We start from the raw sequence: 20977 nt of genomic DNA on the forward strand, positions 1-20977 counted from the left end.
ATGGCCGGGGCCTGGCGCGGCTCCCTGCGGGCACGGCTGATGGTGGGCGTCGTGCTGCTGGCGGCCGTGGGCATGGTGGCCGTCAACGCGGTGTCGCTGGCCGCGCTGCGGCTCAACCTCGTCGATGCCGCCGACACCAACCTCACCAAGACCCGGGAGTCCGTGCAGCACCGGGTGCACATCCGGCACGCCCCGGTCGACGCGGGCAACCTCAACTCCCTGATACCCGACGGCCTCTACGTCGCGCTGGTCGACGACCGGGGCCGGGTGGTCGCCCAGACCCCGGCCCGGGACGTCGACGGCCGGGCCCGCGCCCGTCCCGACCTGCCCGACCCGCTGCCCGACGACTTCGCCACGCAGATCGTCACCCTCTCCGCCCGGGGCGGGCCCGTCCCCCGCTACCGCACGCTGAGCTTCCCCCTCGGCTACACCTCCACCGTCCGGCGCACCCCGGACGCGGCGCCCGAGCGGTTCAGCCGGGTGGTGGTCGCCAAGAGCCTCCAGCCGGCCGAGGACGTCGTCTACTGGCTCATCGGCGCCGACGCGGCCGCCACACTCGCGGTGCTCGGCGGCATCGTGCTGCTCAGCCGCGGCGTGCTGGGCGTGGGCCTGCGGCCGCTGCGGGACATGGCCACCACCGCGACCGCGATCGCCGAAGGCGACATCGACCAGCGCATCGAGGTCGCCCGCCGGCACTCCGAAGTGGGCGAGGTCGGCACCGCCCTCAACCGGGCCTTCGACGAACGGCAGCGCTCCGAGGAGCAGCTCCGGCAGTTCGTGGCCAACGCCTCCCATGAGCTGCGCACTCCCCTGACCACCATCCGGGGCTGGGCCCAGCTCCAGCTGCACGGCCTGGCCCAGGACCCCGCCCTCATCGAACGCGCGATGCTGCGCATCGAGGGCGAGGCGGCCCGGATGCACACCATGGTCGAGGAGCTGCTGCTGCTCGCCCGCCTCGACCAGGGCCGCCCGATCGTGCGCGCCCCGGTGCACCTCGCCACGCTCGCCGACGACGCCGTCACCGACGCCCGCCTCGTCGCCCCCGACCGCCCCCTCACCGTCGAGGTGCCGGACGGGGTGTTCGCCTGCGGCGACGAGGACCGGCTGCGCCAGGTGCTGCAGAACCTCCTGGGCAACGCACTGCGCCACACCCCGCCGGACACCCCGGTCGCGGTGACGGCCCGCATGCTGCCCGCCGGCACGGTGGAGCTGACGGTCACCGACCAGGGCCCCGGCATGCCCCCCGAGACCGCCGAGCGGATCTTCGAGCGCTTCTACCGCGGCGACGAGTCCCGCAACCCCACCAGCGGCGGCACCGGCCTCGGCCTGAGCATCGTCAAGTCCATCACCGAGGCCCACGGCGGCACCACAACCGTCCACACCACCCCCGGCAAGGGCAGCGCCTTCACCGTCACACTGCCTGCCGCCCGCTGAACACCGTTCCGAGCGGGCTGTGTTGGGGCGTACGGGGCGGGGGGCCTATACGGATCGGGTGCCTGCCCCGCCATCGGACGGGCGCGCTGCCGCATCCGGGGCGCTCTCCGTTCGGAAACCGCTATCCCCAAGATCACCACAAGGACCGAGGCCCACCGGCCGGACTTCACCACCACCTGCCCCGGCCCCGCCTCCTGGCCCTCACCAACCTCCCCCAACTCCCATCAACCGCGTCCGGTGAACTTCTGCCCCACCCCGAGCTGGCGCAGATCAGCGAGGACTTCGGGGTCCTGGGCGTCGAGCCAGTCACACAGCTGCCGGAAGGAGACCAGCCGGACATCCTTGTGCTTGTCGTCGGCGATGTGCTTGATCGCCTCCTCGACGGCGTCCATGTAGATGCCGCCGTTCCACTGCTCGAAGTGGTTGCCGACGAAGAACGGCGCCCGGTTGGTCTCATAAGCCCGCCGGAAACCGGAGATATAAGCCTCGGTGGCCTGCTTGCGCCAGCCCGGATAGTTGGCCGGCGGCGCCTTCGTGGAGGCCTGCGACTGGTTGGCCATGATGTTGTAGTCCATCGACAACACCTCGAAGGAATGCCCCGGAAACGGCATCTGCTGGAGCGGGAAGTTCCACACCCCCTGCTTCTTGTCGGGCCAGACCTGCAACCCACCCGACGAACTGGCGTCATAACGCCACCCCCGCTTCCGCGCCGTCGGCAGCAGATTGTCCTGCCCCAACAGACACGGCGTACGCGCCCCCACCAGCTCCTTCTCATAGTCGAACGGCAGCGCCTCGATATCGCTGAACCCGGTGTTCGTCCGCCACTTGGTGACGAAGTCCATGGCCTGGGATATCTCCGAGTCCCACTGCGCCGGCGTCCAGTGCGCCACCGACCCCCGCCCGGTACCGCAGAAATGCCCGTTGAAGTGCGTACCTATCTCGTGCCCCTCCAGCCACGCCGCACGCAGGTTCTTGAGCGTCACCCTGATGTGGTCATCACTCAGGTACGGGATGTCGGAGGCACCAACCGGATTGTTCGGCGGACGGTACAGCCGCTTCTTCGACTCCGGCAGCAGATACAGCCCCGACAGAAAGAACGTCATCGACGCGTTGTGGTCTTGGGCCAGCTTGCGGAACCGCGGAAACAACCCGTTGCCGACCTCACCCGCCCCGTCCCACGAGAACACCACGAACTGCGGCGGCTTCTGCCCCCGCGCCAGCCGCTCGGGCTTGCCAGGCTGCTTCGGCTGCTTCCCCGTATACGCCGTCGACCCGTCCCCGATGGGCTTGCTCTTCCTCGTCTGCCCGGCCCCGGTCCCGACCTTGTCGGAGCCCGACGACCCGAGGCCCGAACACCCGGCAACGGAGAGCGCGGCCGCCGCTCCTACCCCGAGTCCAAATATGCCCCGGCGGCTGAATTCACGCATAACGATCCTGATCGCATTCGCTCGAAGTTCCTGGTACGCGAGACGCCCGAAAAAGGAAAAGACCCACCGGCCCCACCCACACACAACGCCCTTGCTCACCCACGACCCTCGCGGAGATCGCTAGCGCACCGGTAACGCCTCACTAACAGCACTCACAGCGCCGCCCCTTGGCTAAGACCGCGGCAAACAGCCGAAGCAAGAACCGGTGGCCCTCTTCACGTCTGCCGCAGCCACAAGCCGAGCTCGACATAGTCGTCATCCGTCAGCCCGCGGCGGGCATCAACTCGATGAAGCAGGGCACGTCCCGGGTGATGCGCGGCGACCCACGCCCGGTCGGTCTCAGTAACCTCGTCATCAACCCAGACGAACGACCGCCCCGCCGCCCACTCAACAAGAGCACGGGTCTTCCAGTGCAGTCCGTCGCGTTCGTCCTGCACATCGACCTCGCCCGGCTCCGGCCAGACCACCACCGCCAGCCGCGGAAGACCGATCAGCGGAGCGATGCACTCGTTCGCGTCATCCATCCACGTAGTGGCCCAGACCACCTCACACGGAAGCGCAGCCAGCCTGGAGCCGTGCCCAGGATTAACCCTGCCCAACAGCGGATTGGCCTCAGCTGCACGACCGACCGCATAGGTCGGGCACCCCTCCGCCCCCGCCCCGAACGGAATAAGCGGCCCGTCAACATCAAGAAACAACAGCGGAAGCCGCACAGAGCCAGTCACAGCAGCAAGATTAACGACGACCACTCACAGAAAATCCGCTCCCCTACCGGCAATTGCTGGTGTCAGCGCCGGAAGAGTCCAGGATGCGGGCACTCCTCCAACGACTGGCCGGGATCATCAGCCCACCTCCACCAGACGTGCCCCTGCTCGCACCGCCACAGGCCACGGCAGGCCCGCTCGCCGCCACCCTCACGCCGACTGAGCACCAACCCACCCGACTTCAACGGACGGCCGCAGCCGGGACACGCCGGCGACAGGACAGACGACGTAGCGCGCACCCAGTGGTTGCGGTGAACCTGCTCCCTCCGCAACCCGTAGAGCACGAGCACCCGTTGCCCCCTTGAGGCGCACGCCTCACTGAGGGGCGGTTCCAGATCAACCCGCTCAAGACGGTGCGTCACACCATCACGACAGACCAACTCAAACGCCTGCTGGTCCAGCCAAACGCCTGCCCGATGATGCCCGAAGACGCGAACACCACCATCCGGCGTCGCGCCCTCCACACCTTTGATCAAAAACTGAAACGGCCCCTGGCTGCGAACGACCGCCTCACCGTGTGAGTCAACCCCCATCCCGGCACCGTACCCGCCCGCCACACGCCCGGGACCGAAAGTGACCGAAGGCAAGCGGAGCACCTACGACGACGCGGCCCCCTGCCCACCCCCGCCGACGCCATCCCCCCCCACAGACGCCAGAAGCCCCAGGCCACCACCGGCCCAGGGCTTCGTCGCTCTTCGAACTCAGAGCCCCCTGTCGGATTCGAACCGACGACCTTCGCTTTACAAGTTCGATCTCCCCACGGCTTGGTCGAGGCTCGCCTCGTGAACCGGCGCCATACGTGGCTGCTGTGCGCCGCCGCCGTCCGGGGGCGTTGATGTCAACGTTGGATGTCAGCGGGACAGCTCGGGCATCGGGCAGGCCCCCAACGGCTCCTTCGGCCGGTCGACCCAGCGCCACCAGACATGCCGACCGGTACACCTCCATAGCGCCCGGCAGGTCCGCCGACCATCGTCCTCCCGCTGGACGAGGACGAAGCCGCCGAACTTCATGGACTATCTGCACTCGGGAGAGGCTGGGGCGTCGTCGGTCATGCGGCGCACCCTAACGGAGCGACCGCTTCTTCCCGAAGCAACTTGTCCGGTCGCTCTGCCGTGGGCTGGTGCAGGTCTCACCTGAGCTCATGGTCCGCCGACGTCCGCGCTTGTCCGCCGCTGTTCGTGGGCGTTGTCATGCAGTTGGACACGCACGGACTCACTTGCCACCTAGCTCACCGACGCCTCTCCAACGAGCACCCTACGTCCGCCCCACTCAGGTAGCGTCGTGGGCTCGAACTGGTTCTTGAGCAGGCGTGTTGGTGCCTGGTGAGTCGCTTTGGGGGACGGCGTGGATGCTGCTTGGGCTGCAGTGGTAGCGGGTCTGGTCGGCACCATGATCGGCGGAGCCGCGACCTACTTTGGGCCCATGCAAGCTCAGAAGCGGGCGCTAGAAGCGAGTGCTGCTGCGAGAGCGGCAGATCGTCGAGACGACGCGGTCCGCTGTGTTGCCGAGGTCCGCAGCGAAGCGCAGGCATGGCTCATGTATTTGATGCAAGTGCTAGTGGACGTCGGACAAGATCGGGCCCGAGAACCCTCTACGTGGGACGGCCTTTGACCCCAATCGATGATCGAACGAGCTGACCAGCCGTGACCTGAGCTTGGGAATCACGGGCGGTTCGCGCCACTTAGGCACTGGCCTGCATGAACGGGCCTCGCGGGGCTTAGTCTGGCTGGGCCGCTTTACCATGATTCACCGTAGTTTCCCACTCGATCTGGTGCGCTTGTGGTGCGGAGACCACCTCAACAGGTTCTGTCAGCTGTCGTATTGATCCACTAGGGCGCGCAGCGCGCCTAAGACTTGCTTCCGCTGGGAAGGAGTGAGGCTACGCAGGGTCGCATCTATCCAAGCGACATGAACCTTCAGCTTGGCAGCGGCCCGCTTCTGAAAGGGGCGTGCCGCTGCGATCACCTCGCTTTGAGCCCTACGCACCAGATGCGTCAGTCCTGCAGCTGTGTAGTCCATGATGTCGGGATTTGGCGGCTCGTCCCAGAGCCTGGAGGGGTCGTAGTGCCGACGCTCCAGGCTCTTCTTCCATTGCTCTGGGGTCCGGTCTCTCTTGCTTGCGTTACAGGCGCGGCAGGCAGGTACAAGGTTCGAGATATCGTCAGCGCCTCCCTGTTCAAGAGGTACAACGTGATCGACTACCTCGGCGCGAACTCCCATGCTTCCGCAGTAGGTGCACCAACCGCCTGCAGAAGTCAGGACGGCTTTGCGGATCCAAGAGGGGAGGGGACCGCGTGGTGTTGGAAGGCGTAGCAGCACTCAGCCAGGGTGACGGAGTGCAGGTCGTCCGCACATGAGTTTTCCCAAGGGTGTCGCAGGTGTCTCTTCCGCGTGGTACGAGACGACGAGGTAACCCCTCACTAACGGCCGATGGGAATTTCGTAGACGATCTCACACAGAGAGGCGGGGACGACGATGTCTGCCGTCTCGACGGGCCGACCCTGGCTGCTGTAGTACGTCCGCCGGATGTGCGTCACCAGCGCGGCCTTCTGGATGCCGAGGAGCGATACCTCCTCGGCATTCGCTTGCCGCGGCTCCGGCTGCTCCACAGCGTGGCTGACCGTGATGCCGATCTCGGCCATGCGGTTCACCACGCCCACCCCGGCGTGCGGCCCACCCTCCGGGAGGACGACGACGGTGCCGGCGGTGAGGTCGTAAGGCTCCCAGCTCGTCGACAGCTGCACCGGCTTGCCGTCGGCGAGGAATTCGTACACGGTGCGGACGCACAGGTCGCCCTCGCCGATACCGAGGCGTGCCGCGATCTCAGCCGGCGCCGGGACCTTCGCCTCGGTCCGGCTTTCCCAGTCCCCCAGCTTGCCCACGGCCTTCATGTCCGCGCGGAACGGGGAGCCGTCTGGCTGCTCGCGCGCCGAGGAGCGGACCATGCGTACGCGCTGACGAGGGGCGGCAACGTACGTGCCGGATCCGGCACGACCTTCCAGCGCTCCCTGAGAGATCAGTAGCTCTTGGGCGCGACGAACCACGTTCTCGCCGACGCCGCACTCCTGGGCGATCTGGGCGCGTGACGGGAGCCGGTCTCCCGGCGTCCACTCATGCTCCGCGATCCGTCGCCGGAGCTCGTCAGCGATGCGGAGATACGGCGGCTGCTCAGGCATATGGAAAATCTAGTCCACTAGCTCTAATCTAGTTAACTAGCTTCACTGCAAGTGATCGCCCATGACGGAGGCTGCCCTGTGCCTGCTTCGGAATTGCGAGCCGAAGACATCGCAGCCCGGTTGTCCGCCGTCGGCCTCACCCCACGCGTGGAGCAGCACGCCCAAGTCACATCGATCGAAGCGGAGGTACCGGAATCGCTCTCCGCCGAGTCGTGGCGGGAGGTCTTGGAAGCAGTGGCGCAGGCCGACCGATTCGGGCTCCTCGCCAACAGCTTGAACGGCCGCACCTTATGGGCCGCCGTACACACAGCGGCCCCCGCGACGGGCGATGTCCGGGGGCCTGGCTATCAGCGATAGGAGCTGATCAGCATGTTCAACCGTATCCGCCAGACCGTCGGGCACACCGATGAGCGGTGCGTTCCGATGAGTCGACACCACCGGTTCTCAGTACCTATCGGACCGGCTGACACACCTCGCGATCGCGTTGCGCGCCACCGGTTCACGCTGGCGGAGGCGCTCTGATGCCTCCCCAGCAGTTCCGCGCGCCCCACACGAAGGTCGTTCCCTACAAGTCGAGTTCCTGCCTGATCGGTAGACACTGCGAGTGCGCGCACTCCTCTCCCGCTACCGCACCGATCGGCGTCCCCGTGGTCTACGAGGCGTGCAGTTGCTCCTGCCACACGGTGGCCGACTGCGGCAACCCAATGGACGGTCCCCGGTGAGGGGCTGGGCACCGGGCACTGCATCGGCCGCCTCCGTCGAGATCACCTCTGCCACTGTGCAGCGCGGCGACGTCATCCAGATCGGCGGCCACCCGCGTCGTGTAACCGACCTGCTCCAGCTTCCCGGCGGAGCGAAGCGTCTGTGTTTCGACTCGGGCGAACTTCTGACCATGCACTCCCGGTCTCGGCTCGTAGCCGTACGCACGCTGAGAGGTGGTGATGCAGTCCGTGCCTTCTCGCCGTCACGTCATCGCCGATGACATTCGGAACACGATCTCGACCGGTCGGATCAAGGCTGGCGAACGCCTCCCTTCTGAGGCACAGCTCGCCGCCCGTTACGCGGTCAGCACGGCGACGCTGCGGAGTGCCCTCTCGGTCCTCCAGGGCGAAGGGCTCGTCGAGAAGATTCACGGCAAGGGCAACTTCGTCCGCTACCCCCTCCGCAGAATCACGTACATCGGTGGAGCTTGCACACCCCGGACGGAGCCCTCCTTCGGTTCGGCATTACGCGTCAGCGTGCGTACCACCAACCTCCGGGCGGACAGTCAACTGGCCGGCCTGCTGGGGGTGTCGTCACGTAGCCCACTCACCGAATTTTTCTGCCTCAGCCACGAGGGGAAGTCCCCGCACAGCCTGGCTCGCATCTATGTCCCTCGCGACCTGTCGCCGACCGGCATCCCCGCCGAATCGCACTGCTGCAAGAGCGTTGAGGCAAAGCTGGCAGAACTCCGCCCGCCACTGGCCGAGGTCCGGGAACGAGTCTGCGCCCGTCCCCCGACGCAAGAGGAAGCGGCGACCCTTCGCATCAGCCCGGCCCTGGCAGTGCTCGCGATCACACGAGTGGCAGCCGACGTCACGGGACGCGTGGTCGAGGCGGCACTCCTGGTGCTTCCCGGCGACCGCGCCGACGCATTCTTCACCACCCACCACATCACCAACGAGAGGACTAGCGGAAGATGACGACCCACAACGAGCTGCGGCTCCTCCCGTGGACAGGACCGGAGGGCAAGCCCTGCTATCTGAGCACCGAGGGCAGCGGCGGCTACCTGTCCCGATTGGCTGACAGCACCGAAGCTTCGCAACTGGACGTGGCAGGCGAACTCCTGGAGCACGCGCTCGAAGTACTCGGCGACGGGGAGACGGATTCGAACGAGCTGCGGCTCCTGGGGATGGACATGGCTGAGTCCCTGAGTGAGGTGCGCCGTGTAGCGATCAGCCGCGGTCACCGCCTGCCGCTGACGGATCCTCCCGCTTGCGAAGGAGCCGACGAGGGCCCGCAGCTGCCGGCGGCGGCCTTTGGCTAGCAGCCAACACGTCGAATGGCAGGGGAGTCCCAGAGGCAAACTGGAGCTCCCCTGCCATTCGATCGAGCAGTCGAAACCGGTGAACGGCGATCCCTAGTTGCGACTACCGGCAGGGCGGTCGCTGGGGGCTGCTGGCATGGTCAGCCGGACGCTAGAGGGGACGGCGGAAGTTACCGGTTCCTGCGGTTGCGGTACTTCGCTGCTGTACCGCAAGTGGCGGCGACCAGTCCCGCAAGGGGCACCGCAATGCCATAGGCGTTTGCCACCTGAGCCGCTGGAGCCCACACGATCACCAAGATCATAATTACGGTAATCGTCCATGGCCGTACATCAACGTTTGACAGCCCCCCAGGGCCATTGGGCACACTCGACATCGAGCCTCCTAAAGGCTTCATGGCCCGCCAGCCTCCGCCTCGACAGTGTCGGCATGGCGGGCCTTCGTCTGTTCAGGCAATGGTGCCCTGCCGCCACGACCTCCAGGGCGACATCAGGAAGATCCAAGAGCACCCGAAACCCCGTCTGACCTGCACATTCCCCTTGTTGGCGCACTGGGAAAGCGTTATGGTTACCCCGCTGCAACCGGCATCTTTGAAGGTCACCCGCACGCGCTTCTCCGCCCCGAACAACGCCCATGAGTTCTGTGGTGCACCACCGGAAGGTTCGGCAAGCCACGTAATGCGCAATAAGGAATGGCTCGATCTTTTCGCCCGCCTATGCCGGACAGTGAGCGGAGCGCCCACGACGGGCTGAGCCACATCGCGGCAGCAGAGAGCTCCCCCTCAGCCACGTATCAGCGTCCGGTCCGCTCACACTCCCGCACCCGTGACGGTGGCGGTACGGCGGCCCGCCCATGCCGGCCTGCCTGCCCGGAGCGCTCGGTCCCACTGCCCCCACTCCTCCCGTAGCCAGCTTTTGTCGACGGAACCAAGACCTATGGCACGGTCGGCAGCGCGCCCGTCACGTAAACCGCTCACCGCTTCCGCCCCCACCACCAACTACCTCGCACCTTCTCGCCGGCCTCGGGGCTCCCACCTGGACCTGCCCTTGGGCTACGGGTGCTGCGTGCCTGCTCTGCTCGTCCTGGTGGTGGGGCCTGCGTCCGGTCTCGTGCAAGGAGTTGGTGGTGGTGTGGGCCGGTGAGGTGTCTGCTCGGTCTGGTGCTGCTTTTGGGCGGGACAAAGCGTCTAGCGGATCACCCCGTGGCAACTGTGGTGGCGCGGGGCCGGGGGCGGGGCGGAGCGGGCCGAAGGCAGGAGCGTCGCCCCAGTCCCCGAGCCCGCGCCGGCCCGCGTGGCGGGCCGGCGGGGTGTGATTCGTAGCGGCGGCTGGCAAAGCCGTTGGCCTGCGCGCCGGAGACCGAAGGCAAGAGCACCCACAAGGGCAGAGCCGCAAGCCGCAAGCCCTCCCGCGGGGGCTGGAGCCGCGAGTCGCTGACCAACGAGGTACACGGTGGCTGCTGGCCCGATCGGCATTCCACGGGCTCTACTGGCTGATGCCGCGCGACCGGCTCCCGGAGACCTGGCAAGGGAACGGCACCCCCGCGAGAGCTCCCGGAGTGCTTCCCCCTCCCCCACCCCCCTCTTCCCCGGCCGAAGGGCGGGGCTTGATGAAGTAGGGAAAGTTCTATCGCACCGGGGTCAGCCGCTTGCCGTCATGGCTTCGCACGTGAGGGCCCGCCTCGTCCAAGGCGTCCAGGAACCGGACCGCGTAGACCTCGGACATGGACTCCGCCACCTCCTCGGGTGTGAGCCAGGTGACCGCCGTCGACTCGTTGGACGTCCGCTCCTCGCCGCCTACCTGCTTGCAGCGGAAGACCAGGGCCACGATGCCTCGTGTCGTGTTCTTGTAGACCCCGGTGAGCTCATCCACCTCGACGTGGATGCCCGTCTCTTCCCAGACCTCGCGCCGTACGCCGGCCTCCGGGGACTCGTCGAGTTCGAGCACCCCGCCCGGGAGTTCCCAAGCGCCGTTGTCGGCCCGCCGGATCGTTAGAAGCTTGCCGTCCTCGCGGACCACCACTCCGGCCACGGACACGGAATGCAGTGGCGTTGACTGGGCTTCCGAGGCGCTGTTACTCATGTACAGGAGCATAGGAGGATGGGAAGAACTATGGGAACCGCGGTAGGAGGGGGCAAGGCCGTACCTCGTTACGTGCAGATCGCCGACGACATCGTGCAGCAGATCAGGGCTGGGGTCCTTAAGCCTGGCGAGATGGTGCCGAGTGAATCGGAGCTGGTCGAACGCTATGGCGTTGCGGGCGGCACGATCCGTAAGGCGATGGTGGAGGTCCGTGCGAGCGGCCTGGTGGAGACCCGCCACGGCAAGGGCTCGATCGTGAAGGACCGGCCGCCGGTACGGCACCGCTCCTCCGACCGCTTCCGACGCTCGCACCGGCAGGGCGGCAAGGCTGCGTATCTGGCGGAGTCCGCACAGTCGGGCGCCACGGCCAAGGTCAGCGTTCTGTACATCGGCCCCATGGAGGTTCCGGAGGACGTGGCCGGTCGACTCGGAGTCGAGCCCGGTACGCAGGTCCTTGCCCGTCGGCGGCTGTACTTCCGTAACGGCACTCCGGTCGAGACGGCCAGTTCGTACCTGCCGTGGGACGTCGTGAAGGACATCCCCGAGCTCTTCGCCGAGAACCCCGGCGGTGGCGGCATCTACGCCCGACTCGAAGACCACGGGCATGAGTTCGCCGAATTCGTCGAGACCTTGCAGGCCCGGCCGGCTACCAAGGCCGAAGCGTCCGAGCTGGCGCTCAGCCCCGGGGCCCCCGTCGTGCATCTCGTCCGTGAGGCGCTGACGACACAGGGCCGCGTGGTGGAGGTCTGCGACACCCTCATGGCCGCTGACCAGTTCGTTTTCAGCTACCGCATCCCCGCTACGGACTGACGCCCGCTCAACTCTCATCAGCCCGCCCCGACTTCTTCGTCGAGGCGGGTTGACTCATGTACAGGAGTCAGGCACTCTTCTTCATGTCACTCATGTACATGAGTGACGGAGTTAAGCATCTATAGAGGAGTGATCCGTAGTGCGTCAGATCCCCGTCGACACCTCCGCCGCGACCGTGATGGTCGCGAAGCAGCCGCAGATCAAGGTCAAGGACCGCCGTACCGGTGAGGTCGCCCTCGACGTCGAGACCGGGGCGAAGCTGATGACCGTGGACGTGATGTTCGCCGCCAACGACGCGGTGGAGATCCTGTCCGTCACCGTCCCTGAGAGTGGGGTCTCCGGTGAGCTGGGCATGGGCACTCCGGTGGCGCTGACCAGCCTGATCGCCCGGCCGTGGGAGAACGAGTTCAACGGGCAGAAGCGGCACGGCATCGCCTTCCGCGCCGTGGCGGTCACCTCGCTCGCCGCCGGTGGCTCGCAGGCTGAGGCGGCCTGATCATGGCCCGCCTCTCGGTCGTACTGCTGCTGGTCGTCGCCACCGCTCTCGTGCTGCGGTGGCGGCGTCCCGCCTGGTACTGGATGACCTTCGGGGTCGCCCTCGCCGCGCTGCGGGTCTTAGTCCGGTACGCCTCGGTCATGGACGCCTGTGGCCTGACGGTCCCGCCGCCGCGCTGGCGGCTCGCGCTCGCCCGCATGACCGATCGCCCGGCTCCTGAGTCGCGTGCCCCGCGCATCCTCCGTCTCCGGCCGACCCGTACCGGGCTCGTCCTGCGGCTCAAGCTCCGGCCCGGCCAAGACGTTTTCGACGTCTCCGCCGCCACCGACCGGCTGCGGCACTCCTTCGGGATGTACGGCGTCACCGCCCGGGAGATCCGCTCCGGGGTCGTCGAACTGCGGATGACGGGCTACGACGTGCTCAAGCGCGTGCAGATGCCCGCCAAGATCGACCGCGCTCCGATGCGCGTACCCGTCGCACTGCGCGAGGACGGATCGGTCCACTACCGCGACTACCGGACCGTCCCGCACGGACTCACCCTCGGCGCCACCGAGTCGGGCAAGTCCGTCTACCAGCGCAACCTGGTGGCCGGTCTCGCCACTCAGGACGTCGCGCTCATCGGTATCGACTGCAAGCAGGGCGTGGAGCTGTACCCGCTGGCCCGCCGCTTCTCCGCCCTCGCCGACAACCAGGACACTGCTCTCGATCTGCTCGAAGCTCTGGTCTCGCACATGGAGTCCGTCTACCAACTCGTCCGCGAGGAACAGCGCATCAGCGTGAACGTCCCGGACGCGGAGATCGCTGCCGACATCTGGGATCTGGCTGAGGACCTGCGTCCCACGCCCGTCGTGGTCCTGGTGGATGAAGTCTCCGAACTCGCGCTCTTCGCCTCCAAGGAGGAGGAGAGGCGCCGGGACCGGATCATCACCGCGCTCGTCCGTCTGGCCCAGCTCGGCCGTGCCGCCGGCATCTACCTGGAGATCTGCGGCCAGCGCTTCGGCTCCGAACTCGGCAAGGGCATCACCATGCTCCGGGCCCAGCTCACCGGTCGTACCGCGCATCGCGTAAACGATGAGGCAAGCGCCAACATGGCGTTCGGCGACATCTGCCCGGACGCCGTAATGGCCGCCATCCAGATACCTGCCGACGCCCCCGGCACCGCGGTCGCCGGTGACTCGACCGGTGGCTGGTCGCGCATCCGGGCCCCGCACACCTCGCTTCGCGCAGCGGTCAACCTCTGCAACAAGTACGCCGACCGCACGCCGGACCTGCCCGCGCTCGCGCCCTTCCGGCCTGCCACCGCCTCGTCGCACTCCGACGCCGTGGTGCTCAACAAGGCATCCACCACGACTGCCTGACCTCCCGCTCCAAGGTCGGCGCCACCTCGATGCGCCACGTCCCTACCCCCTCCATGCCAGATTCCGGAAGGAGAACCGTCATGGGACGCATTCGCCCGGACGCCGTCCTCGTACAAGCCGTCATCGCCGGGGCGCTCTCCTTCGCCCACCTTCACGACCTGGCCGCCGCTGCCGGACAGGACGGCTGGAAGGCATGGGCCTACCCGATCAGCGTCGACCTGCTGCTGGTCGCGGCATGGCGGCGACTCCGCAACGACGGCCCGTCCCGGCTCGCCTGGAGCTGGTTCGTGATCGCCCTGGTGGCCTCGCTCGGCGCCAACGTCGCGACCGCAGGGTTCCTCGACCTCCGGCACCCGCCCGCCTGGCTCCGCTTCGGCATCGCCGGATGGCCCGCACTCGCCTTCCTCGGCGGGACCCTGCTGGCCCATACGCAGAGTGCGGCCGAAGCCGCCGATCCCGGCCCGTCGACCGACGTGACTCCGGTATCCGCTCCGGCCCTGCCAGCTGAACCTCCAGCCGAACCACCCGAGTTGAACGCCACCGACTTGCCCGCGGCTGAACCACCTGCCGAACCGCCCCGGCCCGCCCCCGCACCTGGGCCCGTCCCGGCGGCGCTCGTCGCCCACGCCCGCAAGGTCGCCGACGAACACCGCGCCCGGACCGGGGACCGGATCGACACCGACACCCTGCGGGCTCGCCTCGGCGTCCCGCCCCAGCTCGCCGACTCCATCGCCGCCCAACTCACCTGATCAGCAAGGAGAACCGCCATGCCTGCCCGCGCCCACTTCCACTCCGTCATGCGGATCGGCCCCGTTCAGATCGGCACCTACCGCGACCGCCACGGCCGCACCAAGCACGCCGCTGTCTGCACCGCCGACCGCTGCGGCTGGTCCGCCGACTTCTCCAGCCGCTCTGCCGCCCAGCTCGCCGCCCGCACCCACCGCTGCACCGTCCGCTGAACGACTCAGGAGACCCCATGGACGTCCCGCTCTGGCTCGCGCTGATCGCCGTCGGCTACCTCGGCATCAAGCTCATCCGCCCGCCCTGGTGGCTCGTGGCCGTGTTCCTCCTCGGCGGCTACCTCCTCGCCGACAGCTTCCTGGCCTCTGCCATCAACACGGCCGTCAAGTAACGCCCGCAGAAGGGAGATCCACCATGTTCCGTCCCAAGGTCCCGACCAACCCGACGCCGACCGGGCTCGTCATCCAGCCCTCCGTCGATCCGATCGCCACCGTGCGGCACACCCCGACGCCGGCCCCGGTCGCTCAGTCCTCGACCCGCCCCGCGGTTCAGCTCACGCCCGGCACCACGCTCGCCCTCGTCGGCGGCGGCGCGGCCATGGTCCTGGTCGTCGGCGCCGTCCTGGTCTCGATGCTCCTGGCGGTCGCCATCAGCGGGGTCTCCATCGCCGTCTGCGCGGTCGTCCTCCGCTCGCTGCTCGCCTCCGGGCGCACGCACCGCTGACCGGCCCCCGGGCGGCCTCAACCGCCAAGTCTCCGCCGCCCGGGAGCCGTGCTCCTGCCCGAACCACAGATCCGGAAGGAACCCCCATCATGACCGACCACACCCACGTACGTGGGAGGTCGCCCGTGCCTGACACGCTCCTCGACCCGACCACCCTCGGCGACCTGCTGAGGGTGGCCTCGGCCCCCGACTACGACCGCTGGGCCGACCAGATCCACCGCACCGGCGGCTGCTCCGACCCCATCCACCTCACCGGCTGGGCCCTCACCAAGGACCGCACCTCGGGCGAGACCCTGCACCACTACTCGACCGCCACCGAACCCGGCGGACGACTCCGCCTCGCCTGCGGCAACCGCCGCGCCTCCCGCTGCCCCGCCTGCGCCTGGACCTACGCCGGGGACACCTACCACCTCATCCGCGCCGGCCTGGCCGGAGACGACCGCCGCGACATCCCCGCCGCCGTCCGAGACCACCCCCGCGTCTTCACCACCCTCACCGCACCCTCCTTCGGCCCCGTGCACAACCGGCCCGACCGAGGCGTCTGCCGTTGCGGCACACAGCACCACACGGACGATCCGACGCTCGGCACCGCCCTGGACCCCGAGACGTACGACTACGCAGCCGCCGTCCTGTTCAACAACCGCGCGGGCGACCTCTGGCAACGCTTCACCATCCGACTCCGCCGCGAACTGGCCGCCCGCGCCGGCCTCACTCAACGCGACCTCAAGGAAGCGGCCCGCCTCTCCTACGGCAAGGTCGCCGAGTTCCAGAAGCGCGGCGCCCTTCACTTCCATGCCGTGATCCGCATCGACGGACCGGACGGGCCCGGAACACCGCCGCCGTCCTGGGCAAGCGTCGACCTACTGACCAACTCGATCCGCGCTGCCGCCGCGCACTCCTACACCTCGGTCACAGCCCCGGCTGCCGGGGACCAGCCCGCTCGGACCTTCCGCTGGGGCACGCAACTGGACGTACGGCCGGTCAAGGCGTTCGGCGACGGCTCCGACATCACCGAACAGGCCGTGGCCTCCTACGTGGCGAAGTACGCGACCAAGGCCGCCGAGACCACCGGCAGCCTCGACCGGCGCATCGGCGAACTCACCGAACTGGACCGCCACCAGGTCCCCGAACACACCCGCCGCCTGATCACCGCGTGCAAAACGCTGGACCCGCTCTACCCGGACCGCCGCCTCTGGGCCTGGGCCCACATGCTCGGCTTCCGCGGCCACTTCTCCTCTAAGTCCCGCCGCTACTCGACCACCCTCGGCGAGCTGCGCGCGGCCCGCGCCGACTTCCGCGCCGCCCAGGAACACGAAGCCCTCGGCCTCGAACGCCCGGAGCCGGACACCGTCCTCGTCCTGACCGACTGGCAGTACGCCGGCCACGGCCACACCCCCGGCGAGTCCGCCCTGGCCGCCACCATCGCCCGCAACATCCAGACCAACCGCGAAACCGCACGCCAAGCACGCGCCGAGCTCGAAGCCGAAGGAGACGACTGGACATGACCACCGCCACCGGCCAGCTGCTGACCGTGCCCGAGGTCATGGCGCAGCTCAAGTTCGGCCGTTCCAAGGTCTACGACCTGATCCGCTCCAAGCGCCTCGTCTCCATCACCGAGGGCCGCGCGCGCCGCATCCCCGAGAACGCACTCCAGGACTACATCCGCGACCGGATCGAGGAGGCCGCCTGATGTCACAGCAGCGCAAGCGCAACCCCAACGGCGCGGGCACCATCACCAAGCGCAAAGACGGCCGCTACCAGGCAGCCGTCTACGTCCTCCAGCCCGACGGCACCCGCGCCCGCAAGTTCGCCTACGGCAAGACCTGGGCAGAGTGCGACGCCAAGCGCCGCGAACTCCTCGCCAAGGTCGACAGCGGCGTCCCCGTGCCCACCCGCTCGGCCAAGCTCGCCGAGTGGCTGCCGTACTGGCTGGACAACGTGATCAAGCCCAACCGGAAGCGCAGCACATACAGCAAGTACGCGATGCACGTACGGCTCTACCTCGTGCCTCTGCTCGGCACGAAGCGGCTGGAGACCCTCGGGCCGCGGCACGTCCGAGTGTTCCTCGCCGACGTGGCCCGCAAGTCCTCCCCCGCAACGGCCAAGGAAGCTCACCGCGTGCTCCGTACAGCCCTGACAGCAGCCACCCGGGAGGAGTTGGTCACGCGCAACGTCGCTTCGCTCGTAGAGGCCCCCAAGGTCGTCAGCCGCGAGACGACGCCCTGGACACTGGACGAGACCTTGGCGTTCCTCGAAGAGGCCCGCCGCGATCCGCTCTACGCGGCCTTCGTCCTGGCCATCGCCATGGGTCTCCGTCGCGGTGAGGTTCTCGGGCTGCGCTGGTCGGACGTGGACCTCGACGGCCGGGTGATCCGCGTCAGCAACCAGGTGCAGCGCATCGGCGGCGAGCTGTACCAGGACACCACCAAGACCGGGAAGATCCGCCCCGTACCGCTGCCGCTGATCTGCCTGGCCGCTCTCCGCTGGCACCGGCTCCGCCAAGCCCACGAGGCAGAGAAGCGGGGCACCGAGCTGGACCCGGCCGGCCTCGTCTTCACCACCCGATCCGGTCGCCCGATCGAGCCGCGGAACCTGAACCGCTCCTTCTCCCGGCTCACCGCCTCGGCGGGCCTCCGCGCGATCCGCCTCCACGACGCCCGGCACGGCTGCGCCACCCTGCTCACCGCGGCCGGGGTGGCACCGCGCGTGCTGATGGAGATCCTCGGCCACAGCCAGATCAGCATGACCATGGACGTCTACACGCATGTCGCCCAAGACACCCAACGGGAAGCAATCAGCCACATGGACCGGCTCCTGAAACGTCGGCTCGACCGAGACTGAATCACCGCCGACGGCGATCCGACCGCCGCCGTTGATGTCACCCGTAGATGTCAGAAGCCCCAGGCCGCATCCGGCCCGGGGCTTCTTCCCTGCTCAAACTCAGAGCCCCCTGTCGGATTCGAACCGACGACCTTCGCTTTACAAGAGCGGTGCTCTGGCCAGCTGAGCTAAGGAGGCGTGCGTGAAGCAGTGTACCCAGGTGCGTCGGATGCCGGTTCCCATTTCGTGACTGCAGGGCTACTGACACCGGGGCCGGGCGCGGGTAGCGTCACGGAGAGTCCACACATCAGTGGACTAAACCACTCCTTTTACTCGGATCGTCCGGCACGTTCCTGCCGGTGAAGGGACTTTTCACCATGGCTACGGTCACGTATGACCAGGCAACCCGTATCTACCCGGGTTCCGACAAGCCCGCCGTCGACAAACTGAACATCGCCATCGAAGACGGCGAATTCCTTGTCCTGGTCGGCCCCTCCGGATGCGGCAAATCCACCTCGCTGCGGATGCTCGCGGGGCTGGAGGACGTCGACGGAGGCGCCATCCGCATCGGGGACCGCGATGTCACCCACCTTCCGCCCAAGGACCGGGACATCGCCATGGTGTTCCAGAACTACGCGCTGTATCCGCACATGACGGTCGCCGACAACATGGGCTTCGCGCTCAAGATCGCCGGTGTGCCGAAGGCGGAGATCCGGCAGAAGGTCGAGGACGCGGCCAAGATCCTGGACCTCACGGAGTACCTGTCACGCAAGCCCAAGGCGCTGTCCGGCGGCCAGCGGCAGCGCGTCGCCATGGGCCGGGCGATCGTCCGGGAGCCGCAGGTCTTCCTGATGGACGAGCCGCTGTCCAACCTGGACGCCAAGCTGCGCGTCCAGACCCGTACACAGATCGCGGGGCTCCAGCGCCGGCTCGGGATCACGACCGTCTACGTCACGCACGACCAGGTCGAGGCGATGACGATGGGCGACCGGGTCGCCGTGCTCAAGGACGGCCTGCTCCAGCAGATCGACTCGCCGCGGAGCATGTACGACCGGCCGGCGAACCTGTTCGTGGCGGGCTTCATTGGCTCGCCCGCGATGAACCTCGTCGAGGTGCCGATCACCGACGGCGGCGTGAAGTTCGGCAACAGCGTCGTCCCGGTCAACCGTGAGGCGCTGGCCTCCGCCGCCGACAAGGGCGACCGGACGGTGACCGTGGGTGTCCGCCCCGAGCACTTCGACATCGTCGAGCAGAACGGCGACGCCGCGAAGTCGCTGTCCAAGGAGGCCGCGGACGCGCCGGCCGGCCTGGCCGTCACGGTCAACGTCGTCGAGGAACTCGGCGCCGACGGCTATGTGTACGGCACCGCCGAGGTCGGCGGCGAGGTCAAGGATCTCGTCGTACGGGTCAACGGCCGCCAGGTCCCGGAGAAGGGCAGCCGACTGCACGTCGTGCCGCGCCCGGGTGAGACGCATGTCTTCTCGACCTCGTCCGGGGAGCGCCTCACCGACTGAGGCGGACGAGGCGGACTGAGCACGAGCCGAGCGGCGGCGGCCCCGGGACACCCGGGACCGCCGCCGCGACGCTTCCCCCGGCCTCAAGTCCCGCGCGGCGACGCCGAGTCGCCTCCATGACGCCGAACCGCCCGCCCCGCCGTCCACACGCCCTCCGCCATGACGCGAAGTGGGAGCGAGCGGGACATAACCCGACTTTCCACACCAGTGCGTCAACATCACAACCGCACCGACGAGCCATTGCGTCCCCCGATGAGGTGACCAAATGTCGCCAAATCATCACTCCTCGCTACGATCTCGACGTGAACTCCGCAGCCCGCCGCATCGGCAGAACTTTCGCCCTCGTCCTTCCCGTCGTCCTGGTGCTGTCCGGGACCCTCGCGGTTACCCGCGTCCCATGGGCATCGACGGCCACCGACTCCCAGGTGCTGACCGCGTCCTCCGGGACGGCCACCACCAAGACCGCCGCCCGCGCCCCCGAGGAGGTCCTGCGCAAGCGCCTCCTGATCGAACTCCAGGAGAAGGACCCGGGCGTCGCCCTGACCCACCTCCAGGAGGCGACCACCAAGCGCCCCTCACTGGCCAAGCACTGCGTCTCCATCGCCCGTGACCTCGGCCGTGCCGCGGTCGCCAAGTACGGCGCCGCACACCGTGCCCAGGCCTTCTCCCGCCCGGTCTGCGACACCTCCTTCGCCACCGGCGTCGCCGGCGCCCAGTGAGCCCCGTTCGCACCGCATAGGGTGCGATCCATGACAGGTGCCCAGCATCCTTATCCCACGCAGGCCGTGGTCCTGGCCGGCGGCCAGGGCTCACGTCTCCGCCCCTACACCGACGACCGCCCCAAGCCGATGGTCGAGATTCCCGGCACCGGGACCCCGATCATCGGCCACCAGCTGAACTGGCTGGCCGAGGAAGGCGTCACGGACGCGGTCATCTCCTGCGGGCACCTCGCCGGCGTACTCCAGGACTGGCTGGACCGCTCCACCCTCCCGCTGCGCGTCACGACCGTCGTCGAGACCGAGCCGCTCGGCCGCGGCGGCGGGCTCAAGTACGCGGCCGGCTCACTGCCCCGCCCCGACGAGCCCTGGTACGCCACCAACGGCGACATCTGGACCCGCTTCCCGCTCCGTGAGATGGCCGCCTTCCACCACGAGCGCGACGCCGAGGCCACCCTCGCGCTGGCCCGCCCGCACATCCCCTGGGGCGCCGTGGAGACCGACGCGTTCGGGCATGTAGTGGACTTCATCGAGTCGCCGCCCTCGCCGTACCTCATCAACGCCGGCGTCTACGTCTTCTCCGCCGCCTTCACCGAGCTGCTCCCCGACCGCGGCGACCACGAGCGCACCACCTTCCCGCGCCTCGCCCGCGCACGCCGGCTGGCCGGCTTCCCGCTCCCCCAGGGCGCCTACTGGCGCGCCATCGACACCGCCAAGGACCTCACCGAGGCCGCCAAGGAACTGAGCGCCCAAGGGCGTTGAGCGGTCGCCGGGGGCGCGGCGTCGGGACGTAAGCCCGCTAGGCAGTTTCGTTTGGATCAGCTGGTCGTTGGTCTGGGTGTGCCGTTAACAGATGCGCAGTGGGCGCGGATCGAGCCGTTGCTTCCGGACCG

General features: G+C 68.2%; 23 protein-coding genes and 2 tRNA genes. 18 read left to right on the forward strand and 7 right to left on the reverse strand.

Going from position 1 to position 20977, the window contains the following annotated elements; all coding sequences use genetic code 11:
* Entirely contained in the window at positions 1–1434 is a 1434-nt protein-coding gene (locus ACWC9R_RS29765) for a sensor histidine kinase (protein WP_450736121.1), read from the forward strand.
* Positions 1435–1658: 224 nt separating this feature from the next.
* Here ACWC9R_RS29765 and ACWC9R_RS29770 read toward each other — a convergent pair whose 3' ends face one another.
* Positions 1659–2861: a hypothetical protein gene (locus tag ACWC9R_RS29770; protein ID WP_450736122.1), complete on the reverse strand. Its 1203-nt coding sequence runs from the start codon at positions 2859–2861 to the stop codon at positions 1659–1661.
* 215 nt (positions 2862–3076) lie between these two features.
* Positions 3077–3586, reverse strand: a complete 510-nt coding sequence (locus ACWC9R_RS29775; RefSeq protein ID WP_450736124.1) for an HAD domain-containing protein — start codon at positions 3584–3586, stop codon at positions 3077–3079.
* A 392-nt stretch (positions 3587–3978) separates the two neighbouring features.
* Between ACWC9R_RS29775 and ACWC9R_RS29780 the strand changes: the two genes are divergently transcribed.
* Positions 3979–4146, forward strand: coding sequence for a hypothetical protein (locus ACWC9R_RS29780; RefSeq protein ID WP_450736125.1), 168 nt, complete (start codon positions 3979–3981; stop codon positions 4144–4146).
* Positions 4147–4330: 184 nt separating this feature from the next.
* On the opposite strand, the gene ACWC9R_RS29785 is transcribed toward ACWC9R_RS29780, so the two are convergent.
* The 3 genes from ACWC9R_RS29785 to ACWC9R_RS29795 form a co-directional block, all read right to left on the reverse strand.
* Positions 4331–4389 (reverse strand) — tRNA-Ser (locus ACWC9R_RS29785).
* A 1045-nt stretch (positions 4390–5434) separates the two neighbouring features.
* Positions 5435–5944, reverse strand: coding sequence for an HNH endonuclease (locus tag ACWC9R_RS29790; protein ID WP_450736127.1), 510 nt, complete (start codon positions 5942–5944; stop codon positions 5435–5437).
* Between the two features lie 101 nt (positions 5945–6045).
* Positions 6046–6801 (reverse strand): GntR family transcriptional regulator, encoded by a 756-nt coding sequence (locus ACWC9R_RS29795; protein WP_450736129.1) that lies wholly within the window; start codon positions 6799–6801, stop codon positions 6046–6048.
* 78 nt (positions 6802–6879) lie between these two features.
* On the opposite strand from ACWC9R_RS29795, the gene ACWC9R_RS29800 reads away from it, so the two are divergent.
* The 3 genes from ACWC9R_RS29800 to ACWC9R_RS29810 all read left to right on the forward strand — a co-directional run bounded on the left by ACWC9R_RS29800 (position 6880) and on the right by ACWC9R_RS29810 (position 8827).
* Positions 6880–7158, forward strand: coding sequence for a hypothetical protein (locus ACWC9R_RS29800; RefSeq protein ID WP_450736155.1), 279 nt, complete (start codon positions 6880–6882; stop codon positions 7156–7158).
* 584 nt (positions 7159–7742) lie between these two features.
* The gene (locus tag ACWC9R_RS29805) at positions 7743–8483 is read left to right on the forward strand and encodes a GntR family transcriptional regulator (RefSeq protein WP_450736157.1); all 741 of its coding nucleotides are present in this window, start codon (positions 7743–7745) and stop codon (positions 8481–8483) included.
* A complete protein-coding gene (locus ACWC9R_RS29810; RefSeq protein ID WP_450736131.1) occupies positions 8480–8827 on the forward strand; it encodes a hypothetical protein in 348 nt (115 codons plus the stop codon). Before ACWC9R_RS29805 ends, ACWC9R_RS29810 begins: the two co-directional genes overlap by 4 nt.
* Before the next feature lie 1623 nt (positions 8828–10450).
* On the opposite strand, the gene ACWC9R_RS29815 is transcribed toward ACWC9R_RS29810, so the two are convergent.
* On the reverse strand, positions 10451–10918 hold the full coding sequence (locus ACWC9R_RS29815) for an NUDIX hydrolase (protein WP_450736133.1): 468 nt from the start codon (positions 10916–10918) through the stop codon (positions 10451–10453).
* Positions 10919–10936: 18 nt separating this feature from the next.
* On the opposite strand from ACWC9R_RS29815, the gene ACWC9R_RS29820 reads away from it, so the two are divergent.
* The 10 genes from ACWC9R_RS29820 (at position 10937) to ACWC9R_RS29865 (ending at position 17875) form a co-directional block, all read left to right on the forward strand.
* On the forward strand, positions 10937–11716 hold the full coding sequence (locus ACWC9R_RS29820; protein WP_450736135.1) for a GntR family transcriptional regulator: 780 nt from the start codon (positions 10937–10939) through the stop codon (positions 11714–11716).
* A gap of 139 nt (positions 11717–11855) precedes the next feature.
* Positions 11856–12212: an SCO3933 family regulatory protein gene (locus ACWC9R_RS29825; protein WP_450736137.1), complete on the forward strand. Its 357-nt coding sequence runs from the start codon at positions 11856–11858 to the stop codon at positions 12210–12212.
* A 2-nt stretch (positions 12213–12214) separates the two neighbouring features.
* Positions 12215–13570: an FtsK/SpoIIIE domain-containing protein gene (locus ACWC9R_RS29830; protein ID WP_450736139.1), complete on the forward strand. Its 1356-nt coding sequence runs from the start codon at positions 12215–12217 to the stop codon at positions 13568–13570.
* An 80-nt stretch (positions 13571–13650) separates the two neighbouring features.
* Complete coding sequence (locus tag ACWC9R_RS29835; RefSeq protein WP_450736140.1) at positions 13651–14319, forward strand: DUF2637 domain-containing protein; 669 nt, start codon at positions 13651–13653, stop codon at positions 14317–14319.
* An 18-nt stretch (positions 14320–14337) separates the two neighbouring features.
* A complete protein-coding gene (locus tag ACWC9R_RS29840; protein WP_450736142.1) occupies positions 14338–14529 on the forward strand; it encodes a mobile element transfer protein in 192 nt (63 codons plus the stop codon).
* A 17-nt stretch (positions 14530–14546) separates the two neighbouring features.
* Complete coding sequence (locus ACWC9R_RS29845; protein WP_328547736.1) at positions 14547–14702, forward strand: hypothetical protein; 156 nt, start codon at positions 14547–14549, stop codon at positions 14700–14702.
* Between the two features lie 23 nt (positions 14703–14725).
* Positions 14726–15034, forward strand: a complete 309-nt coding sequence (locus tag ACWC9R_RS29850; protein ID WP_450736143.1) for a SpdD-like protein — start codon at positions 14726–14728, stop codon at positions 15032–15034.
* An 89-nt stretch (positions 15035–15123) separates the two neighbouring features.
* Positions 15124–16539: a replication initiator protein RepSA gene (gene repSA, locus ACWC9R_RS29855; protein WP_450736145.1), complete on the forward strand. Its 1416-nt coding sequence runs from the start codon at positions 15124–15126 to the stop codon at positions 16537–16539.
* Complete coding sequence (locus ACWC9R_RS29860; RefSeq protein WP_450736146.1) at positions 16536–16724, forward strand: helix-turn-helix domain-containing protein; 189 nt, start codon at positions 16536–16538, stop codon at positions 16722–16724. The genes repSA and ACWC9R_RS29860 overlap by 4 nt, the downstream gene beginning before the upstream one ends.
* Positions 16724–17875, forward strand: coding sequence for a tyrosine-type recombinase/integrase (locus ACWC9R_RS29865; RefSeq protein ID WP_450736147.1), 1152 nt, complete (start codon positions 16724–16726; stop codon positions 17873–17875). Before ACWC9R_RS29860 ends, ACWC9R_RS29865 begins: the two co-directional genes overlap by 1 nt.
* A gap of 103 nt (positions 17876–17978) precedes the next feature.
* Here the strand turns inward: ACWC9R_RS29865 and ACWC9R_RS29870 are convergent.
* Positions 17979–18052 (reverse strand) — tRNA-Thr (locus ACWC9R_RS29870).
* 179 nt (positions 18053–18231) lie between these two features.
* Between ACWC9R_RS29870 and ACWC9R_RS29875 the strand changes: the two genes are divergently transcribed.
* From ACWC9R_RS29875 to ACWC9R_RS29885, 3 genes are all read left to right on the forward strand, one after another.
* Complete coding sequence (locus tag ACWC9R_RS29875; protein WP_450736149.1) at positions 18232–19368, forward strand: ABC transporter ATP-binding protein; 1137 nt, start codon at positions 18232–18234, stop codon at positions 19366–19368.
* A 302-nt stretch (positions 19369–19670) separates the two neighbouring features.
* Positions 19671–20087, forward strand: coding sequence for a hypothetical protein (locus tag ACWC9R_RS29880; RefSeq protein ID WP_362609892.1), 417 nt, complete (start codon positions 19671–19673; stop codon positions 20085–20087).
* A 30-nt stretch (positions 20088–20117) separates the two neighbouring features.
* On the forward strand, positions 20118–20846 hold the full coding sequence (locus ACWC9R_RS29885) for a nucleotidyltransferase family protein (RefSeq protein ID WP_450736151.1): 729 nt from the start codon (positions 20118–20120) through the stop codon (positions 20844–20846).
* The last annotated feature ends 131 nt before the right edge of the window (positions 20847–20977 follow it).

This window comes from Streptomyces sp. NPDC001219 (genome assembly GCF_053597915.1).

Excerpts from the sequence above, each read along its gene's own strand:
- ACWC9R_RS29765 (WP_450736121.1), top strand. The coding sequence starts at position 1 with ATGGCCGGGGCCTGGCGCGGCTCCCTGCGGGCACGGCTGATGGTGGGC.
- ACWC9R_RS29770 (WP_450736122.1), bottom strand. The coding sequence starts at position 2,861 with ATGCGTGAATTCAGCCGCCGGGGCATATTTGGACTCGGGGTAGGAGCG.
- ACWC9R_RS29795 (WP_450736129.1), bottom strand. The coding sequence starts at position 6,801 with ATGCCTGAGCAGCCGCCGTATCTCCGCATCGCTGACGAGCTCCGGCGA.
- ACWC9R_RS29805 (WP_450736157.1), top strand. The coding sequence starts at position 7,743 with ATGCAGTCCGTGCCTTCTCGCCGTCACGTCATCGCCGATGACATTCGG.
- ACWC9R_RS29810 (WP_450736131.1), top strand. The coding sequence starts at position 8,480 with ATGACGACCCACAACGAGCTGCGGCTCCTCCCGTGGACAGGACCGGAG.
- ACWC9R_RS29815 (WP_450736133.1), bottom strand. The coding sequence starts at position 10,918 with ATGCTCCTGTACATGAGTAACAGCGCCTCGGAAGCCCAGTCAACGCCA.
- ACWC9R_RS29820 (WP_450736135.1), top strand. The coding sequence starts at position 10,937 with ATGGGAACCGCGGTAGGAGGGGGCAAGGCCGTACCTCGTTACGTGCAG.
- ACWC9R_RS29830 (WP_450736139.1), top strand. The coding sequence starts at position 12,215 with ATGGCCCGCCTCTCGGTCGTACTGCTGCTGGTCGTCGCCACCGCTCTC.
- ACWC9R_RS29835 (WP_450736140.1), top strand. The coding sequence starts at position 13,651 with ATGGGACGCATTCGCCCGGACGCCGTCCTCGTACAAGCCGTCATCGCC.
- ACWC9R_RS29840 (WP_450736142.1), top strand. The coding sequence starts at position 14,338 with ATGCCTGCCCGCGCCCACTTCCACTCCGTCATGCGGATCGGCCCCGTT.
- ACWC9R_RS29845 (WP_328547736.1), top strand. The coding sequence starts at position 14,547 with ATGGACGTCCCGCTCTGGCTCGCGCTGATCGCCGTCGGCTACCTCGGC.
- ACWC9R_RS29850 (WP_450736143.1), top strand. The coding sequence starts at position 14,726 with ATGTTCCGTCCCAAGGTCCCGACCAACCCGACGCCGACCGGGCTCGTC.
- repSA (WP_450736145.1), top strand. The coding sequence starts at position 15,124 with ATGACCGACCACACCCACGTACGTGGGAGGTCGCCCGTGCCTGACACG.
- ACWC9R_RS29860 (WP_450736146.1), top strand. The coding sequence starts at position 16,536 with ATGACCACCGCCACCGGCCAGCTGCTGACCGTGCCCGAGGTCATGGCG.
- ACWC9R_RS29865 (WP_450736147.1), top strand. The coding sequence starts at position 16,724 with ATGTCACAGCAGCGCAAGCGCAACCCCAACGGCGCGGGCACCATCACC.
- ACWC9R_RS29875 (WP_450736149.1), top strand. The coding sequence starts at position 18,232 with ATGGCTACGGTCACGTATGACCAGGCAACCCGTATCTACCCGGGTTCC.
- ACWC9R_RS29885 (WP_450736151.1), top strand. The coding sequence starts at position 20,118 with ATGACAGGTGCCCAGCATCCTTATCCCACGCAGGCCGTGGTCCTGGCC.